Below are 17,968 nucleotides of genomic sequence, written 5' to 3' on the forward strand. Positions count from 1 at the left end.
ATCTCCAGTCAGTCAGGAAACCTGTTTCGGCTTTGCCGGAGCAGGTTTTCTCTATGTGCCTTCCCGATGAGCTCAAACCCGGATCGATCCATGCGCCTTTACGACTGCGACCACTGCGGCCAGACCATCCATTTCGACAACAGGAACTGCGTCAATTGCGGATACCGGGTCGCCTTCGTGCCGGAGGCGCTGTCCATGCAGGCTTTGCAGCCGAGCGAGGCGGACGATACGTGGTCCCTGTTTGCAAGCCCCGACCACAAGGTTCGCCCATGCGCAAATGCTGCCATGGATATCTGCAACTGGACGGTTTTGGCCGATGACCCGAACACGTTCTGCCCCGCCTGCCGGCACAACCGCCTTGTCCCCGATGCCTCGACGGAAGAGGGGCTGAGGCAATGGCGCCGCATCAGCCAGGCGCAGCGCCATCTCTTCTATTCGCTGCTGAAATGGGATCTGCCGCGCATCAACCGCGACGAGGATCCGGTCGGCGGCCTCGTCTTCGATTTCCTCGTCGACGAGGTCCAGCCGGACGGCACGGTGAAGGCGGCCATGACCGGCCACGAAAACGGCCTGATCGCCATCCGTGCCGCGGAGGCAGACGACGCCACGCGGGAGCAGATCCGGGTCTCGATGAACGAACCCTATCGCACCATGCTCGGCCATTTCCGCCACGAGACCGGGCATTATATCTGGGACAAGATGGTCCGCGACGGCGGCAAACTCCATGCCTTCCGCGCGGTCTTCGGGGACGAGACGGTCGATTACGGCGAGGCGCTGCGCCGCAATTACGAGGAAGGCCCGCCGCCGAACTGGCAGGAATTCTTCATCTCCACCTATGCCAGTTCCCACCCCTGGGAAGACTTCGCCGAGAGCTTCGCCCACTATATCCACATCGTCGATACGCTTGAGACGGCACGCGCTTACGGCATGTCGATCGATCCGCGCAGCCATGAGGAACTGGCCGCCGAGATCGACTTCAACCCCTATGCGGCACGCGATGCCGAACAGCTTGTCTCCGCCTGGATCCCGTTCTCGCTGGCGATCAACAGCATCCACCGCTCGATGGGCGTGCCGGACCTCTACCCGTTCATCCTGACGCCGGCGGTCACCGCCAAGCTGCAGTTCATCCATGATCTGGTGCAGCGGCGGTAGAGGCGGCAAAGACCCCTCCCAACCCTCCCCACAAGGGGGAGGGCTTAACCCCGCCGCTCCGTCGGACCACAATTGTGGCAGGGAGCGGGCCACGGGTTTTCTCCCCCCTTGTGGGGGAGATGGCCGGCAGGCCAGAGAGGGTCTTTTTTTGGGGGCCTCAAGCCCGCTTCGTCAGCGGAAACCGTTCCTTCAGCAACCGCAGCATAGCCTCGCTCGAAGCCGGCGGGCCGAAGAGATAGCTCTGGCCGAAATGGCAGCCCATCTTGGCAAGTTCCATCGCGTCCTCGTCGGTCTGGATGCCCTCGGCAACCACAGACATGTCGAGCCCGCGCACCATGGCGACCACCGAGCGGAGCAGGATCGCGCCCTTTTCGCTCATGTCGCCGACGAGGTTCTTGTCGAGCTTGATCAGGTCGAACGGAAACTGGGTAAGGTGTGAAAGCGAGGAATAGCCGGTGCCGAAATCGTCGAGCGCCAGGCTCAGCCCCGTCTCCTTGATCTTCGCCAGAACCAGCCTTGCCTGTTCCGGGTTCTCCATCATCATGCTTTCGGTCAGTTCCAGCATCAACTGGGCCGGATTGACCTCCGTCTTGGCAAGCAGCGCCCTGACGTCGTTGTAGAGATCGGCATTGAGCAGCTGTGCGCTCGACAGGTTGACCGAAACGAAGATCGGCACCTCGCCGGTCTGTTCCTGCCATGAGGCGAGATCGGCTGCCGCCCGTTCCAGCGCGAACACGCCGAGCGGCCCGATGAGATCGGACATTTCCGCAATCGGGATGAACTCCGCCGGTGGTATGCTGCCGCGCTTGGGATGATCCCACCGCATCAGCGCCTCGAAACCGGCAATCTCGCCATCCTTCAGCCGGATGATCGGCTGGTAGGCAAGCGACAGCTCCTTGCGTTCGATTGCCCGGCGCAGGTCGGTTTCGATCTGCAGCCGGTCTGTGCCGGAGGTGCGGAAGATCGGCCGGAACGGCTCCACCTTGTTGCCGCCGCCGCGCTTTGCCCGGTACATCGCAAGCTCGGCATCGGCGAGCAGGCCGGCAGCGCTTTCCTGCTGGTCGACGAAGGAGGCAAGCCCGATCGAGGCGGTCAGCACGATCTCGCGTGAAGCATAATTGATCGGCACCATGATCGCCTGCGACACCGCATCGGCGAAATCGGCGATCTTGGCCGGGTCGCGCTCGGACACTAGAATGAGGCCGAACTGGTCGCCGGCAAGCCGCGCCAGCGTATCCTGCGGCTTCAACAGGCGGCGCAGGCGGCGCGTCAGCGCGATCAGCATGTTGTCGCCGGCCGCGATGCCGAGGCTGTCATTGACCTGCTTGTAGCGGTCGATATCGATCGCCATCACCGTCGGGCGCACGCTGTCGCCGCTTGCGGCAAGCGTCAGCACGCCCTGCAGGCGGTCGAGGAAGACCTGCCGGTTGGGAAGACCGGTCAGGTTGTCGTGCAGCGCATCCTGAAGCAGCCGTTCGACAGAATTCTTCTGGTCGGTCACGTCGATGATCGTGCCGACGCAGCGGATGATCTCGCCGTTCGAGCCGAGCACCGGCCGGGCGCGGATCTGCAGCCAGTGGAAATGCCCGTCTTCGGCGCGGATACGGAATTCGTGATGCAGCCGTCCGCGGCGATGTTCGAGAAGTACGTCGAGCGTCGCGCGGAACCGGTCGCGGTCGTCGGGATGAAGCCGCGGCACCCAGTTGCGCACCGGTCCGTGCATGGCGCCGGATTCCAGCCCGAGCCGTCCGGAAATATCCGGCGTGGTGATCACCCGGTCGCGCGCCACGTCCCAGTCCCAGACGGTATCGCCCGAACCCGTCAGCGCCAGCGACTGGCGTTCGAGATCCGAGAACAGGCCCTGCTGGTAGGCGCCGCCGGCAAAGGCGTGCTGCATGACGGTAAAGCCGATCAGCAGCACGATCAGCACCAGGCCGCCGCCGAGTGCCGGCTGGATGATGTCGTTGTCGAGCTTGCCCGTCACCGTCAGCCAGCCGCCGAACAGCCAGACGAGGATCAGCGTCCAGGTCGGCACCAGCAATATCGCTCGGTCATAGCGGTTGAAGCCGAGATAGATGATCAAGAGGATGCCGACGGTACCGGTGAGCGCGAAGGAGAGCCGCGCGATGCCGGCCGCGACCGAAGGATCGTAAACCGCGACCCCGCCGAGCAACAGAAGCCCGACGACCCAGGCAAGCGTCGCATAGCCGAGATGCACGTGCCAGCGGTTGAGGTTCAGATAGGTGAACAGGAAGATGACCAGCGACGAGGCAAGCGCCACTTCCGCGCCCGCGCGCCATATGCGCTGGTCGCTGGAGGTGATGGTGATCAGCTTGTCGAGAAAGCCGAAGTCGACGCAGATATAGGCAAGCACTGCCCAGGCGAGGGCCGCCGCCGCCGGCAGCATCGACGTGCCCTTGACGACGAAGAGAATGGTGAGGAATACCGCAAGCAGGCCAGCAATGCCGAGCACGATGCCGCGATAGAGTGTGAAGGCGTTGACCGTGTCCTTGTAGGCATCGGGCTGCCACAGATAGATCTGCGGCAGGGAAGGCGTCGCAAGCTCGGCAACGAAGGTGATCGTCGCACCCGGATTGAGGGTGATGCGGAACACGTCGGCATCCGGGCTTGCCACCCGGTCGAGCGCAAAGCCTTCCGACGGCGTGATGGAGATGATGCGCTGCGAACCGAGATCCGGCCAGAACACTTTCGAGCCGACGAGACGGAAATGCGGTGCCACGATGACCCGCTCGAGCTGCTCTTCCGAGACGTTGGATAGCGCAAACACCGCCCAGTCGCCCTGGTGGGTGGGAGAGCTGGCGCGCACTTCGATACGCCGGCGGATGCCGTCCGCACCGGCGGCGGTGGACACCTGGAAGGCCTCGCCCTGGTTGGTATAGATGTCGGTCGTCGCCGTCAGGTCGAGCGCCGTGTCGTCGCGGGAAATCTTCACCGGCTCCGCAGCACGTGCGGCTCCAAGCCCGACCGAAAATAGGGCCAGCATGGCGATGAGCAGGAATTTCAGGCCGCAGGCCCGGTACGCAATACGCAAATCTTCGGTCATGGCTTCATCATTTTCCCGAATTCGCCGTCTTCCGGCAACCGGGAAAACATCATGTGGTCGCGCCACTCGCCATTGATTTTGAGATATTTCCGCAAAAGACCTTCCCGCTCGAAGCCGGCCTTTTCCAAAAGCCGGATACTCTTCCAATTGTCCGGAATACAGGCTGCCTCGATCCGGTGCAACTGAAGTCCGCCGTAGATATAGGGGATTGCCACTCTCAATGCGGCCAACATATGGCCTTGGCCCGCATGTTTTTCGCCCATCCAGTATCCGATCATGCAGCTTTGCGCCGCACCGCGCCTGATATAGCCGATCGTCAGCCCGCCAAGCAGGGCCATATCATCCTTGCGAAACAATAGCATGGGGATGGCAAGCCCGGCCGCGCATTCCTGCGTGCTGCGCAGCACACGGGCCCGAAACGAGGCTTCCGTCAATTCGTCGCCGCGCCATGTCGGCTCCCATGGCTGCAGGAAGCCGCGGCTTTCCGAGCGCAGCCTGTACCACGCCTTGTAATCGGAATTATGCGGCAGCCGGAGCAGGTGCCCCGGCCCGGACAGCTCCGGCGTGTCCGCCTGACGGGACAGGAACCGAAACACCGACCTTGCCATTCGTCTCCCGCTCCCGCGCCCCTATTGCCGGATCAGCCGGCCGCTTTTGTCTTGATGACGGGGGAAGAAAGGGCCGTGGCGATTTCCGACATGGGCGCGAGCTTCTCGATCGGCCCGACGGCCGAAAGCGTCGGCACGGTGTCGAAGAACAGCCGGCCGGCAAGGTCGGTCAGCCGCTCGGTGGTAATCCCGGTCAGCCGTTCCATCATCTCTTCGTTCGGGATCGGGCGTCCGTAGAGCATCATCTGCCGGGCAATCTGGCCGGCGCGTGCGGCCGGGCTTTCCTGGCCCATCAGAAGCTGGGCGCGGATCTGCGCCCGCGCGCGGTCGATTTCCACCTGATGGATGGTTTCCGACGACTTGTGCAGTTCGTCGATGATGACCGGGATCAGCTTCGGCAGGTCGTCACTGCCGGTAGCCGCATGGATGCCGAAAATGCCGGTATCGGAAAAGCCCCAATGGAAGGCATAGACCGAATAGCAGAGCCCGCGATGCTCGCGCACTTCCTGGAACAGGCGCGACGACATGCCCCCGCCGAGAATGTTGGCGAGGATCTGCGAACAGTAGAAGTCGCGCATGTGATAGGCCTTGCCCTCGAACCCGAGCAGGACCTGAGTATCCATGAGGTCGCGTTCCTCGCGCACGTCGCCGCCGATATAGCGGGCCGGGTCGAAGACCGGAGGAGCGCTCGGTGTCGTCGGCAGGCCGGCAAAGCGTTCCTCGACCTGTTTGCAGAAGGTCTGATGATCGACGGCGCCGGCGGCCACGATGAACATCCGGTCGGTCGTGTAATTGCGCGAGAGATAGTTGCGGATCTGCGGCGGCGTGAAACTCATCACCCGTTCCGGCGTGCCCAGAATGGCGCGTCCGATCGTCTGGCCGCGATAGGCGATCTCGGAGAACTTGTCGAACACGACGTCGTCCGGCGTGTCGTTGGCAGCGCCGATCTCCTGCAGGATGACGTTCTTCTCGCGCCGCAGTTCTTCCTCGTCAAATGCGGATTCGGTCAGGATGTCGGCGAGAATGTCGACCGCGAGCGGAACATGGTCCTTCAGCACGCGGGCATAATAGGAGGTCGTCTCGGTCGAGGTGGCGGCGTTCAACTCGCCGCCGACATCCTCGATCTCTTCGGCAATGTCGCGGGCGCTGCGTCGCGCGGTGCCCTTGAACGCCATGTGCTCCAGGAGATGGGCAATGCCATGCTCCTCCTCGGTCTCGTTGCGAGAGCCTGATTTGATCCACACGCCGAGAGCCACGCTTTCCAGATGCGGCATGCTTTCGGTGACGACAGTAAGCCCGGAGGGGAGCCGGGTAATCTCTACATTCATATCAGAACTCTCTGGCGCCGTCGTTACTTGGCCCGGGTGCGGTCGCCGATGAAGGTCTCTACCGCCTTGAAGTCCGGTTCAAGAATGTCGAAGCGCTCCTCCCTTTGCATAAGATCAGACAACCATGATGGAAGTGCCGGATCAATTCCGCAAGCGGATTTTACCGCAGCCGGGAATTTGGCCGGATGCGCGGTCGAAAGCGTCACCATCGGGCTGCCGGCGCGGGCATTCTTTGCGGCGACGAACACGCCGGTCGCCGTATGCGGATCGATCAGGTAGCCGGTGGCGGCAAGCGTGTCGCGGATCGTGGCGGCAACCTGTTTTTCGGTCGCCCGCCCGGCGCGGAACTCGCGCTTGATCGCCTTCAAGGCCTTTTCCTTGATGTCGAAGGAACCGGATTGCTTCAGTCCGTCCATCGAGCGGCGCACGGCGGCATCGTCGCGCTCATAGGCTTCGAACAGAAGACGCTCGAAATTCGACGAGATCTGGATGTCCATCGACGGCGAGGTCGTCGCCTTGACGCCCTTCATCTCGTAGCGACCGGTCTTCAGCGTGCGGGCGAGAATGTCGTTGTCATTGGTGGCGATGACGAGCCGGTCGATCGGCAGTCCCATCTTCTTGGCGACATAGCCGGCAAAGATATCACCGAAATTGCCGGTCGGCACGGTGAACGACACCTTGCGATCGGGGCTGCCGAGCGAGATGGCGGAGGTGAAGTAATAGACGACCTGGGCCATGATACGCGCCCAGTTGATCGAGTTGACGCCCGAAAGCTTCACCCTGTCGCGGAAGGCGGCATCGTTGAACATCTCTTTGACGATGTTCTGGCAGTCGTCGAAATTGCCTTCGATGGCGATTGCATGCACGTTGGATGCGGTGGACGAGGTCATCTGCCGCTGCTGCACCGGCGAGACCTTGCCATGCGGGAAGAAGATGAAGATGTCGGTACGCTCGCGGCCGGCAAACGCGTCGATCGCAGCACCGCCCGTATCGCCCGATGTCGCGCCGACGATCGTCGCCCGTTCACCGCGCTCGGCGAGCACATGGTCCATCAGCCGCGCCAGCAGCTGCATCGCCACGTCCTTGAAGGCGAGCGTCGTGCCGTGGAAGAGCTCGAGGATGAAATCGTTCGGCCCGACCTGCACCAAGGGCACCACGGCCGGATGGCGGAACGTGGCATAGGCTTCATCGATCATCGACTTCAATTTGTCGTCAGCGATCTCGCCGTCGACGAAGCGCGAGAGGATCGCAAACGCGATATCCTGGTAGCTCTTGCCACGCAGCGCACGGACTTCTTTCTTCGACAGGGACGGCCATTTGCGCGGGACATACAGCCCGCCATCCTTTGCAAGGCCCGCCATGAGTGCATCACGAAAGCCGAGAGCGGGTGCGGTGCCCCGGGTAGAAATGTATTCCACGACGTTGAATCCCTGATCGATTTTTGTTCCGACCGCTGATATAGACTATCGAAATCGGCGGTGAAAGACCGGAATACGAAGGGTCGGTACCGTCTTCGATAACGAGGCTGCAAAGGGTTGAGTAACGTGGTTGGCAAGTTCTCTCGCGGTGTTTTGGCGGTATCTCTCGCAGTCCTTCTGGCAGGCTGCAACTCTGCTTCGCGGGGGCTTGATATGAGTGCCAACGCATCGTCCGCAGGCGCTCAGCCCGTAACTCCGGTGGTTCAGGCCTATTGCCCGCAGGTCGTCATGCTCGAGCAGGACGCCGTCTACCGCGTCTATGCCAAGGGCGGCCAGGACGATCCGACCAAGCTCCTCTACCAGGCATCCTTCGGCGACATGACCCGCCAGTGCACGGCAAACGAAACGACCATGACGATCAATGTCGTTGCCCAGGGCCGAATCGTTCAGGGCCCGGCAGGCACGCCCGGACCGGTCACCCTGCCGGTGACCGTCGACGTCGTCGATGGCGACAATGTCATCACCTCCCGCAAGGTCGCCTTCCCGGTCACCATGGAGGCCGGCGGCTCGCAGTTCATGTTCTCCAATGCTGACGTGCAGATCCCCAACGCTGCCGGTGGCGCGTCCCGCTTCACCCGTGTCCGCCTCGGCTTCGACAACGGCCCCGCCAAGGGTTCTGCCAAGCCGGCTGCCAAGAAGCTCAAGCGCGGCTGATTACGGCATAACCGACAGACTGACGGAAAATTGCGTGCGTTCCGCCCTCGGGACGCACGGCTTTAATCCTCCCTTAACCATAATTCCTTAACTCATATTAGCAGATCATTAAGGGCGCTTCGCGCCTAATCGGGTCTGGTGAGGTGGGAATGTCGGCTCGAGCGATTTCGGCAGGCGCAAGGCGGCGCCTCAAGCTCTGCACGGCGATCGTTTCGGTCGCCTGGCTGCTGCCCTTTGCTGCCTCCGCACAATCCGCCTGGACCGGCACCTCGGACAATGATTTTTCCAACAGCGCCAACTGGACGCCAACGGCGCCGGGCACGGGCGACGCCACCTCGATAAGCACCGGCACGCCGACCGTGTCGTCCGATGCGACCGTCGGCAGCGTCGATGTGAGCGGCGGCACCCTGCATGTCGATGGAGGCCTGACCGCTTCGGGCGGCACGACGCTCTCCGATCCCGGCCGCATCGAGATTTCGACAAGCGGCACGCTGTCCTCGAATGTCGAGATGATCGGCGGCAATCTCGCCAATTCCGGCACGCTGGACGGCAGCCTCAACATGACCGGCGGCGAAACCGTCAATGACGGCACGATCACCGGCAAGACGACGGTCGACGACGGCAAGCTCACCAACAATTTTGTCGTGACCGACGTCGATGTCGCCGCCGCGGCCGAATTCGTCAACAATTCCGCCGCGACCGCCGGCGCCGTGACCAATGCCGGGACGGCCTCGAATGCCGGCACGATCGCCACGCTCACCAATACCGGCGGCACCTTCACCAACAATGACGGCGGCACGATCACCGGCGATACGGTGATCACCGGCGGCACGGTGAACAACAATTTCGTCGTTACCGATGTCGATGTTGCTGCGGCGGCAATCTTCGTCAACAATTCGGGCGCGACCGCCGGCGACGTGACCAATGCCGGCACCTCGTCCAACGCCGGCACGATCGCCACGCTGACCAATACCGGCGGCACCTTCACCAACAATGACGGCGGCACCGTCACCGGCGATACGGTCATCACCGGTGGTACGGTCACCAACAATTTCGTGGTGACCGATGTCGACGTGATGGCGGCGGCGATGTTCGTCAACAATACCGGTGCGACCGCAGGCGACGTCACCAATGCCGGCAACAGTTCCAATGCCGGCACGATCGCCTCTCTGACCAATACGGGCGGCACCTTCACCAACAATGACGGCGGCACCGTCACCGGCGATACGGTCGTGACCGGCGGCACCGTGGTCAACAACTTCACCGTCACCGACGTGGATGTCGCGGCCGCTGCCAGCTTCGTCAACAATACGGGCGCAACGGCCGGCGACGTGACCAACGCCGGCACGAGTTCCAACGCCGGCACCGTCGCCTCGCTGACCAATACTGGCGGCACGTTTACCAATTCCGGCACGGTCACCGGCGATACGATCGTGACCGGCGGCACCGTCACCAACAATTTCACCGTCACCGATGTGGATGTCGCGGCAGCCGCTGCCTTCGTCAACAATTCGGGGGCGACGGCGGGCAATGTCGTCAATGCCGGTACGTCTTCCAACGCCGGCACCGTTGCCTCGCTCACCAATACCGGCGGCACCTTCTCAAACACTGGCACGATCACCGGCGATGCGACGTTGACCGGCGGCACGCTGGTCAACGACGGTTCGATCGGCGGCGCGCTCGATATCGGCGATGACGGTATGCTTGCCGGCTCGGGCGATCTCGGTGGCCTCGTCGTCGGCTCAGGCGGCACGCTTTCGCCCGGACCGGGCATCGCCACGGTGGCCGTCAATGGCAATGTCACCTTCGAAAAGGGCTCGACCTATCAGGTCGACGCGGATGCGACGGGAGCCTCCGATCGCGTCGATGCATCCGGCACGGTGACAATCGATGGCGGCACGGTCTCGGTTCTGGCCGGTGCCGGCACCTATGCGCTCGATACCACCTACACGATCCTGACCGGCGGCAGCGTCACCGGTGTCTTCGACGACGTGAACTCCGATCTCGCCTTCCTGTCGCCGATCCTCACTTATGATCCAACCTCGGTGACGCTCGATCTCTATCGCAACGACGTCAATTTCGCCGACGTGGCCGAAACCCGCAACACGCGTGCGACCGCCAATGCGGTCCAGTCGCTCGCCACCGACAATTCCGTCTTCCTCGGTGTGCTGCCGCTGACCGCCGCCGGCGCCCGCGATGCCTTTTCGCAATTGAGCGGCGAGCTGCACGCCTCGCTGAAAAGCCAGCTCATGCAGCAGGCAAGCCTTGCCCGCGAGGCTGTCATCGACCGCATGAAGGGCGATGTCCCGGTCAGGCAACAGGATGGCGGTCCTTCCTTCTGGATGACCGGCATCGCCGCCACCGACCGGATCGATGGCGATGGCAATGCGGCGGGCATGGACAGCCATGTGGCCGGCCTGTTCGCCGGTGTCGATGGCGACGTTGCAGATCACTGGAAGCTCGGCGGCATGCTCGGCTACACCAATGCCTCGGGCGGCCTCGACGCCGATTGGGACAGCTATCACGCCGGCCTCTATGCCGCCGCCGATTGGGGCGCGTTCAACTTCACCGGCGGGGCGATCTATTCCAAGAACGAGATCCGCACGACGAGAAACATCGCCTTCGGCACCTTCGAGGATGAGCTGGAATCAAATTATGCCAGCGCCACCCGACAGGTCTTTGCCGATCTCGGCTGGCGCCGGAAGGCCGGCCCGGTCACGCTCGAACCGTTTGCAAATCTCGCTTACGTCAATCTCGATACGGATGGCTTCCGCGAGAAGGGCGGGGCGGCGGCACTCTCGTCGAATGGCGGCACGGACGACGTGACGCTGACGACGCTCGGCCTGCGCTGGGCGGCCGATATCGGCAATCAGGATCTGCCGGCAAGCTTCTCCGGCATGCTCGGCTGGCGCCACGCGATCGGCGATCTGACACCGTCGTCGCAAATGGCATTCTCGACCGGCAGCCCGTTCTTCATTGAGGGCGTGTCGCTGCCGCGCGATACGGCGGTCGTCGAGGCGTCTCTTTCGGCGCAGGTGACCAAGGCCGCGCGGCTGAAGCTTACCTATTCAGGCGAATTCGCCAAATCCTTCGCAAGCCATGCTGCGAAGGCGAGCCTCATTGTCGATTTCTGAGGTTCAGAGCATGTCGCGCAAAAGTGTAAAGCGGTTTTGCGGCAACGACATGCGATAAAACAGAGGTTTAGATCGCTTCGGCCCACTCGCCGAGGGCGGCGACGACGGCCGGCAGGTCGTGCATGCGCGAGATTACCGTTTCGGCACCGGCATCGGTCAGCCGGTCGGCATGGCTCGGATAGGTATGCGATGCGCCGGTAAAGCCGACCACCCGCATGCCGGCAGCCCTTGCGCCGTGAATGCCATGGGTCGAATCCTCTATGACGAGGCAGCGCGACGGGTCGACGCCGAACTGCGCGGCGCCATGCAGGAAGATATCCGGCTTCGGCTTGACCCGGTCCGGCCCGAGATCCTTGGCCGAATAGATATGCGGCGCGAAATAGGGTTTGAGGCCGACTTTGGTCAGCATCATGTCGAGCCGCTTGCTCGAAGAATTGGAGCAGATGCAGCGCTGCGTCGTCAGGCGGGCGAGTGCGAACTTCACCCCGTCGATGACCTTCACGTCGCGTTCGAGCCGGGCATCGAGCAGCTTTTCCGACTTGTCGAGCAACGAGGCCGAAAGCGGAATATCGGCTTCCTTCTCGACGGCGAGCAGAATGTCCTTCCAGGTCAGCCCGGCAAAGCGCTCGCCCATTTCCTCGGCGCTGATCGGATAACCGGCTTCCGTCAACAGCCGCGATTCGACCTGCGCCGCGATGATTTCGGAATCGACGAGCACGCCGTCGCAATCGAAGATGATGAGGTCGAAACCGCTCATGGTGGTACCCTTTTAAGACGTCAGCCGCCTTCTATCGGAAGCAAGGGTGAAGCTCAACCGGGTGCAACCGCATGGCAGGGGCGAACAATATGGGAGGCTGGATGGGAGGCTATATGGGAGGCTGCGGCCCTCAGGCGTCGAGCGGAAACTGCAGCAGGAATTGCCGCTCGCCTTCGGGCGTGAAGATCACCGCCCGGCTGTTGTCGCTTCGCCGTGCCCAGCCCCTGTCGAACATATGGACAAGCAGCGCCTTGCCGAGCACGCCGGCGAGATGCGACCGCCTTTCGCTCCAGTCGAGGCAGGATTTGCACAGCGGCCGGCGGCTGGAGGTGAGAGAGGTCAGGTCGATGCCGAAGGCTTGCAATTGCTCGCGCCCCCTTGCCGTCAGCGACAGGTTGTCGCCATCCGTCTCGATCTCCCCGCGGCAGACGAAACTGTCGAGCATCCGCACGCCATAATCGCCGGCAAGGTGATCGTAGCAGACCCGTGCCTTCCTCAGCGCCGGGTCCTTTGGGCCCGGTCGGTAGCGCAGATGCCCGCGGCTCGCGGCAAATCCCATGATGGTTTCGACCAGTGCGCCGGTTGCCGCGTCGGCAAGGGTGAAATAGCGATGCCGCCCCTGTTTGCGCTGGGTAATCAGCCCGCCATCCTCCAGCTTGGAAAGATGCGCGCTCGCCGTCGGCAGCGTCACGCCTGCCGCCTGCGACAGCTCGGTGGCCGTCAGCGCCTTGCCGCCGATCAGCGCCGTCAGCATGTTGGCGCGGGCAGGATCGCCGATCAGCGTGCCGATGCGGGCTATGTCTGGTCCTTCTTTCATGCCGCGCAGTCTCGCACATCTTTAAGCTTCATACTTCGACCGTAGTCGAAGCATTCCGGCCGGGCAACATGACAGAAGGAGCGGGTCACGAGGACATAAGAGAGGAAAGACCCATGATCACCTGCTTCATCCGCTACGAGATCGACCCGTTCAAGAAGGACAAGTTTGCCGATTATGCCCGCGCCTGGGGCCAGTCGATTCCGCGCAACGGCGCCGATCTCATCGGCTATTTCGGTCCGCATGAAGGCTCGGCCACGACAGCTTACGGCGTCTACAATATCGAAAGCCTCGCGGCCTACGAGGCCTATCGCGCCAGGCTTTCCGCCGATCCGCTCGGCCGCGAGAACTATGAATTTTCCAGGCGCGAGCGCTTCATCCTCAGGGAGGACCGCATCTTTCTGAAGAACCTGTCTCTGCCCCACGGGGCGCAAGCGGGGGAAATCATCAAGCCATGATCGCGGTCATCTTCGAAGTCGTCCCCTATATGGGCGAGCGGCACCGTTACCTCGATCTCGCCGGCGACCTGCGCTCCGAACTGGAAAAGATCGACGGCTTCATCTCGATCGAGCGGTTCGAAAGCCTGACCATGCGCGGCAAGCTCCTGTCGCTCTCCTTCTGGCGCGACGAGGAGGCGGTCAGGGCGTGGCGCAATATCGAGGCACATCGCGCCGCGCAGCAGGCCGGTCGCAACGGCGTTTTTGCCGACTATAGGCTGCGCATCGGCCATGTCCTGCGCGACTACGGCATGTTCGAGCGCGACGAGACGCCGAAGGATAGCAGGGCTATCCATGGCCCCGGCGAAGCTCAGCTGCTGTAGCGCGTCTCGGCGAGGTCTATCTCGCGAATGAGCTTGCGGGCGATTTCTTCCGAGACCTTGCGGGCACGGCTCAGCCGGAAGATCTCGTCGCGCTCCGCCCTCAGCGCCGCAAGCCTCAGCCGTTTGTCGACCTCTTCCATGCGCCGTACTTCTTCGGCCTCGTCGCCGACCTTGGAGCGGCCGTCGATGCGCTCGCGGTAAAGCTCCATCAGCCGCGTCCCGACCTGGCCATAGAGGTCGGCATCGGTGCGGCCCTCGCTCATCGCGTGCTGCAGTTTCTCGATCATCCGGATCGCAGCCTCGGCAGAGGCGATCCGGGCGGTATCTTCTTCCTGGTGATGATCGGGTTCCGGCGGCAACTGCAGGTGCTTTAACAGGAAGGGCAGGCCGACGCTGGCGGCGATGAGCGAGAAGATGATCACGCCGGCAGCAAGGAAGATCGCCAGATCGCGGGCGGGGAAGGGGGTCACGCCATCGTCGAGGAAGAAAGGCAGCGTCAGAACACCGGCAAGGGTGATGGCGCCGCGCACGCCGGCGAGCGAAGTGGCGACAAGCAGCTTCCAGTGCGGCTTGCGGATATGCTGGCCGCGCCTCGCGGCACGGAACATGGTGAAATGCAGCGACACCCACACCCAGGCAAAGCGCAGAAGCGCAAGCGCGACATTGATGGCGATCACGTAGAAGATCAGCCACAGCGGATCCATGTGGCCGGTTTCCGTCACCACGCGCGCAGCACCCGAAACGATGCCCGGCAACTGTTCGCCAAGCAGCACGAACATCGTGCCGTTGAGTGCAAACTGCACCGTGTCCCAAACCGCATTGCGCCGCACGCGGGTGATCGCCAGCGCCTTGCCGCGCAATTCGCCATAGCTCATCGCGATACCCGCGGCCACCGCCGCGAGAATGCCGGAGCAATGGAGATGCTCGGCGATCAGATAGGCACCGAAAGGAATGAGCAGGCTGATCAGGATCTGCGAGCCCGGTTCCTCGCCGAGCTTGCGTGAAACGATGTCCTTGATCCGCACCACGAGCCAGGTACAGCCGGCGCCGATCACGATCCCGCCGACCGACACCCACAGGAACGTGCCCACCGCATCCGAGAGCGAGAAGCTGCCGCTGACGGCTGCGGCTACGGCAAACCGCATGCAGACGAGGCCCGATGCATCGTTGAGCAGCGATTCCCCTTCGAGAATGTGCATCAGCCGCGGCGGGATCGTCACGCGCTGGGCGATCGCCGAAACCGCCACCGGGTCGGTCGGCGAAACGATCGCCGCCAGCGCAAAGGCCACCGCCAGCGGCATGGCCGGGATCATCCAGTGGATGAGAAAGCCGACCCCGATCACCGTGAACACGACAAGCCCGAGCGCCAGTTCCAGAATCACCGCCTTGTCGCGGAAAAGCCCTTCCTTGGGGATGCGCCAGCCATCGAGAAACAGAAGCGGCGGCAGGAACAGCAGGAAGAATATATCCGGCTGCAATTCGACACCGCCGCCGGTGACGGCTGCGATCGCGGCACCGAGTGCGATCTGGATCAGAGGCATCGGAATGGCAAGCGGCAGCAGGCGTGAAATGGTACCGCTCAGGATGACGGCGAGCAGCATGACGAGCCCGATGGTGATGCTATCCAAGTCCTCAAATACCTCTTCCGTTCGCAATGTTTCCTTGAATAGGAAGCGAATGCGGGAGATGCAAGGCAAAGGGGCGGGAAAAGCGCGGGAGCGCGGCTTAGGTGCGAACCGAGATGATCAAGCTATGGTCTGGCGATCGTCATCATCCGTTCAATTGCCGATTTCAGTTGAGGCAGATCGTGCTGGATGGCGTCCCAGATCACGTCGCTGGCGATTCGATGATATTCGTGGCGCAATACGTTTCCCATGCCGCGGATCGAACTCCATGGGATGTTTCGCTCGGTATCAAGCAACTCCACTGGGATGTGCCGGCTTGCTTCCGAAATGATCTCGATAGCCCGCTGGATTCCCAGAAAGACCATGAATTCAGCCTCGATTTCCTCTCTGGTCCTTTGTTTTGCCGTTTCCTCAATCCTTGAAATGACATCGAGAATTTCAAGCAGAACGATCCTTGCATCGCGCGCCATCAGAATATCCGTATCGCTGAATTTTCGATCCGGTCCTTAAGCAGAGGATGCAGGCTGTCGCGGGTGGTCAGATCCACGTCGGCCGAAAGTTCCTCTTCGAGGAAAAGCTTTATTCCAACGAGATCGAACAGCGAGAATTTCTTCGTCCCATCATAATCGATGAACAGGTCGAGGTCGCTTTCGGCGCCTGCCTCGTCGCGGGCCACCGAGCCGAAAAGGTAAAGCGACGTCGCGCCGAGCGCCCTGATGGCGTCGGCCTGTTGCGTCAGCTTTTCGATCGCCTCGGTCCGTCTCATGCCTGCAACTCTAGCGCATTGCAGGCAAAAGCGGAATCGGTTTCGCCAAATCGCCAGCCATGCCGGCCTACGCGGCCAACCCGCTGGAACATTTTCCACAAATCGAACGCCGGCTTCAGCTTTTGGTAACCAGAATGAGTAACCATAACAGTCAGTAAATTCGTTTTATGTATAGCGTAGCGAGTGTGAAATGGCTGCTGTTCTTCCGCTGGCCGACCTGAGAAAACAGGTTCGTCCGGACGCATGGGTTAACTCCATCATCAAGGGTGATTGCGTCGCAGCTCTCGAAGCGCTCCCGGACCATTCGGTCGACGCGATCTTTGCCGATCCGCCATACAATCTCCAGCTCGGCGGCACGCTGCACCGCCCTGACCATTCGGTCGTCGATGCCGTCGATGACGCCTGGGACCAGTTCGCCTCGTTCGAAATGTACGATGCCTTCACCCGCGCTTGGCTGCTTGCCTGCCGCCGCGTCCTGAAGCCGAACGGCACGATCTGGGTCATCGGTTCTTATCACAACATCTTCCGCGTCGGCGCGATCATGCAGGACCTGAATTTCTGGCTCTTGAACGACATCGTCTGGCGCAAGGTCAACCCGATGCCGAACTTCAAGGGCCGCCGGTTCCAGAACGCCCATGAGACGATGATCTGGGCAAGCCGCGATGCCAAGGCCAAGGGCTATACGTTCAATTACGATGCGCTGAAGGCCTCCAACGACGACGTGCAGATGCGCTCCGACTGGCTGTTCCCGATCTGCTCGGGCGGCGAGCGGCTGAAGGGCGACGACGGCAAGAAGGTTCATCCGACCCAGAAGCCGGAAGCCCTGCTCGCCCGCGTCATCATGGCCTCCACCAGGCCGGGCGATATCATCCTCGACCCGTTCTTCGGTTCCGGCACGACCGGCGCCGTCGCAAAACGCCTCGGCCGCAACTTCGTCGGCATCGAGCGCGAGCAGGATTATATCGAGGCGGCGTCGGCTCGCATCGAGGCGGTCGAACCGCTCGGCAAGGCCGAGCTGACGGTCATGACCGGCAAGAAGGCCGAACCGCGCGTCGCCTTCAACGTTCTGATCGAGGCGGGCCTGTTGAAGCCCGGCCAGGTCCTGACCGACGCACGCCGTCGCTACAGCGCAATCATCCGCGCCGACGGCACGCTTTCCTCCGGTGGCGATGCGGGTTCGATCCATCGCCTCGGTGCCAAGGTGCAGGGCTTTGATGCCTGCAACGGATGGACATTCTGGCACTTCGACGACGGCCAGAGCCTGCGTCCCATCGATGAACTGCGCGTCGTCATCCGCAACGATCTGGCCAAACTCGACTGAGCCACCAGTCACACCGGATCGACCAATTCCTCTTCCGGTTTTGTACCTCTAGTCCCGGAAGGGGATCATCGGCGCCCGGGTGGCTGTACCCGGGCGCCATTTCTTTTTCTGCCGCCTCTCTTATCAGAAGAAGCGCGTCCGCCTGAGCCGAACGCGATCGGCAAGCAGCATGCGTGCGCTTGAGAGGTAGATGCCGCTCTCCATCACGCTGATCTTCACCGGCCCGTCCGCCTCGAATGTTTCCACGGTCGTGTCCGTCACTGCGCCGTCGAGATAGCTGGTCATGACGAAGAACTGCAGTCCGGCGCGCGACACCGTCACCGTCTTGCGCAACCCGTCCTCCATCTCGAAGGCGAAGCTCTCCTCGAAATCGTCTGACGGCGTTTCGAATACGTTTGCGATCCTGTCGGGATGCTGCATGGAAGGCTGCTCGAAGAACACAGTTTG

Annotated in this window: 16 protein-coding genes; 6 read left to right on the top strand and 10 right to left on the bottom strand. The window is 62.3% G+C overall.

The window, feature by feature from the left end; genetic code table 11:
- The first annotated feature begins 90 nt into the window (after positions 1-90).
- Complete coding sequence (locus NCHU2750_RS02685; RefSeq protein WP_119939044.1) at positions 91-1,152, top strand: zinc-binding metallopeptidase family protein; 1,062 nt, start codon at positions 91-93, stop codon at positions 1,150-1,152.
- Between the two features lie 157 nt (positions 1,153-1,309).
- Here NCHU2750_RS02685 and NCHU2750_RS02690 read toward each other — a convergent pair whose 3' ends face one another.
- The 4 genes from NCHU2750_RS02690 to thrC are packed head-to-tail and all read right to left on the bottom strand — an operon-like array spanning position 1,310 to position 7,570.
- Complete coding sequence (locus NCHU2750_RS02690; RefSeq protein WP_245480381.1) at positions 1,310-4,156, bottom strand: EAL domain-containing protein; 2,847 nt, start codon at positions 4,154-4,156, stop codon at positions 1,310-1,312.
- Between the two features lie 56 nt (positions 4,157-4,212).
- A complete protein-coding gene (locus tag NCHU2750_RS02695; protein WP_119939046.1) occupies positions 4,213-4,824 on the bottom strand; it encodes a GNAT family N-acetyltransferase in 612 nt (203 codons plus the stop codon).
- Between the two features lie 32 nt (positions 4,825-4,856).
- Positions 4,857-6,152, bottom strand: coding sequence for a M16 family metallopeptidase (locus NCHU2750_RS02700; RefSeq protein WP_119939047.1), 1,296 nt, complete (start codon positions 6,150-6,152; stop codon positions 4,857-4,859).
- A gap of 23 nt (positions 6,153-6,175) precedes the next feature.
- Positions 6,176-7,570: a threonine synthase gene (gene thrC, locus NCHU2750_RS02705; RefSeq protein WP_119939048.1), complete on the bottom strand. Its 1,395-nt coding sequence runs from the start codon at positions 7,568-7,570 to the stop codon at positions 6,176-6,178.
- 213 nt (positions 7,571-7,783) lie between these two features.
- Between thrC and NCHU2750_RS02710 the strand changes: the two genes are divergently transcribed.
- Positions 7,784-8,284 (top strand): PilZ domain-containing protein, encoded by a 501-nt coding sequence (locus tag NCHU2750_RS02710; RefSeq protein ID WP_245480313.1) that lies wholly within the window; start codon positions 7,784-7,786, stop codon positions 8,282-8,284.
- A 149-nt stretch (positions 8,285-8,433) separates the two neighbouring features.
- Positions 8,434-11,418: an autotransporter outer membrane beta-barrel domain-containing protein gene (locus NCHU2750_RS02715; protein WP_119939050.1), complete on the top strand. Its 2,985-nt coding sequence runs from the start codon at positions 8,434-8,436 to the stop codon at positions 11,416-11,418.
- Between the two features lie 67 nt (positions 11,419-11,485).
- Here NCHU2750_RS02715 and NCHU2750_RS02720 read toward each other — a convergent pair whose 3' ends face one another.
- The gene (locus NCHU2750_RS02720) at positions 11,486-12,175 is read right to left on the bottom strand and encodes an HAD family hydrolase (RefSeq protein WP_119939051.1); all 690 of its coding nucleotides are present in this window, start codon (positions 12,173-12,175) and stop codon (positions 11,486-11,488) included.
- Positions 12,176-12,305: 130 nt separating this feature from the next.
- Positions 12,306-12,992 carry an ArsR/SmtB family transcription factor gene (locus tag NCHU2750_RS02725; protein ID WP_119939052.1) on the bottom strand — a complete coding sequence of 229 codons (687 nt, stop codon included), beginning with the start codon at positions 12,990-12,992 and terminating at the stop codon, positions 12,306-12,308.
- Between the two features lie 113 nt (positions 12,993-13,105).
- Here NCHU2750_RS02725 and NCHU2750_RS02730 point away from each other — a divergent pair, with 113 nt between their 5' ends.
- Positions 13,106-13,447, top strand: coding sequence for an NIPSNAP family protein (locus tag NCHU2750_RS02730; protein ID WP_119939053.1), 342 nt, complete (start codon positions 13,106-13,108; stop codon positions 13,445-13,447).
- Positions 13,444-13,809, top strand: a complete 366-nt coding sequence (locus NCHU2750_RS02735) for an antibiotic biosynthesis monooxygenase family protein (RefSeq protein WP_119939054.1) — start codon at positions 13,444-13,446, stop codon at positions 13,807-13,809. Before NCHU2750_RS02730 ends, NCHU2750_RS02735 begins: the two co-directional genes overlap by 4 nt.
- On the opposite strand, the gene NCHU2750_RS02740 is transcribed toward NCHU2750_RS02735, so the two are convergent.
- The 3 genes from NCHU2750_RS02740 to NCHU2750_RS02750 form a co-directional block, all read right to left on the bottom strand.
- Positions 13,797-15,437 carry a Na+/H+ antiporter gene (locus NCHU2750_RS02740; protein ID WP_119939055.1) on the bottom strand — a complete coding sequence of 547 codons (1,641 nt, stop codon included), beginning with the start codon at positions 15,435-15,437 and terminating at the stop codon, positions 13,797-13,799. The genes NCHU2750_RS02735 and NCHU2750_RS02740 overlap by 13 nt on opposite strands.
- Positions 15,438-15,559: 122 nt before the next feature.
- Complete coding sequence (locus tag NCHU2750_RS02745) at positions 15,560-15,904, bottom strand: HepT-like ribonuclease domain-containing protein (RefSeq protein WP_119939056.1); 345 nt, start codon at positions 15,902-15,904, stop codon at positions 15,560-15,562.
- The gene (locus NCHU2750_RS02750; RefSeq protein WP_119939057.1) at positions 15,904-16,200 is read right to left on the bottom strand and encodes a nucleotidyltransferase family protein; all 297 of its coding nucleotides are present in this window, start codon (positions 16,198-16,200) and stop codon (positions 15,904-15,906) included. Before NCHU2750_RS02750 ends, NCHU2750_RS02745 begins: the two co-directional genes overlap by 1 nt.
- Positions 16,201-16,390: 190 nt before the next feature.
- Here NCHU2750_RS02750 and NCHU2750_RS02755 point away from each other — a divergent pair, with 190 nt between their 5' ends.
- The gene (locus NCHU2750_RS02755) at positions 16,391-17,521 is read left to right on the top strand and encodes a site-specific DNA-methyltransferase (protein WP_119939058.1); all 1,131 of its coding nucleotides are present in this window, start codon (positions 16,391-16,393) and stop codon (positions 17,519-17,521) included.
- 123 nt (positions 17,522-17,644) lie between these two features.
- On the opposite strand, the gene NCHU2750_RS02760 is transcribed toward NCHU2750_RS02755, so the two are convergent.
- Entirely contained in the window at positions 17,645-17,941 is a 297-nt protein-coding gene (locus NCHU2750_RS02760; RefSeq protein ID WP_162939456.1) for a hypothetical protein, read from the bottom strand.
- Between the last annotated feature and the right edge of the window lie 27 nt (positions 17,942-17,968).

The organism is Neorhizobium sp. NCHU2750 (assembly GCF_003597675.1).
Lineage (GTDB): Bacteria > Pseudomonadota > Alphaproteobacteria > Rhizobiales > Rhizobiaceae > Neorhizobium.

Bases quoted from the DNA above. Each gene is read 5' to 3' on its own strand.
- NCHU2750_RS02745 (WP_119939056.1), bottom strand. From the start codon at position 15,904: ATGGCGCGCGATGCAAGGATCGTTCTGCTTGAAATTCTCGATGTCATT.
- NCHU2750_RS02750 (WP_119939057.1), bottom strand. From the start codon at position 16,200: ATGAGACGGACCGAGGCGATCGAAAAGCTGACGCAACAGGCCGACGCC.
- NCHU2750_RS02720 (WP_119939051.1), bottom strand. From the start codon at position 12,175: ATGAGCGGTTTCGACCTCATCATCTTCGATTGCGACGGCGTGCTCGTC.
- NCHU2750_RS02700 (WP_119939047.1), bottom strand. From the start codon at position 6,152: ATGAATGTAGAGATTACCCGGCTCCCCTCCGGGCTTACTGTCGTCACC.
- NCHU2750_RS02715 (WP_119939050.1), top strand. From the start codon at position 8,434: ATGTCGGCTCGAGCGATTTCGGCAGGCGCAAGGCGGCGCCTCAAGCTC.
- NCHU2750_RS02725 (WP_119939052.1), bottom strand. From the start codon at position 12,992: ATGAAAGAAGGACCAGACATAGCCCGCATCGGCACGCTGATCGGCGAT.
- NCHU2750_RS02695 (WP_119939046.1), bottom strand. From the start codon at position 4,824: ATGGCAAGGTCGGTGTTTCGGTTCCTGTCCCGTCAGGCGGACACGCCG.
- NCHU2750_RS02735 (WP_119939054.1), top strand. From the start codon at position 13,444: ATGATCGCGGTCATCTTCGAAGTCGTCCCCTATATGGGCGAGCGGCAC.
- NCHU2750_RS02690 (WP_245480381.1), bottom strand. From the start codon at position 4,156: ATGCTGGCCCTATTTTCGGTCGGGCTTGGAGCCGCACGTGCTGCGGAG.
- NCHU2750_RS02685 (WP_119939044.1), top strand. From the start codon at position 91: ATGCGCCTTTACGACTGCGACCACTGCGGCCAGACCATCCATTTCGAC.
- NCHU2750_RS02730 (WP_119939053.1), top strand. From the start codon at position 13,106: ATGATCACCTGCTTCATCCGCTACGAGATCGACCCGTTCAAGAAGGAC.
- NCHU2750_RS02755 (WP_119939058.1), top strand. From the start codon at position 16,391: ATGGCTGCTGTTCTTCCGCTGGCCGACCTGAGAAAACAGGTTCGTCCG.
- NCHU2750_RS02710 (WP_245480313.1), top strand. From the start codon at position 7,784: ATGAGTGCCAACGCATCGTCCGCAGGCGCTCAGCCCGTAACTCCGGTG.
- NCHU2750_RS02760 (WP_162939456.1), bottom strand. From the start codon at position 17,941: ATGCAGCATCCCGACAGGATCGCAAACGTATTCGAAACGCCGTCAGAC.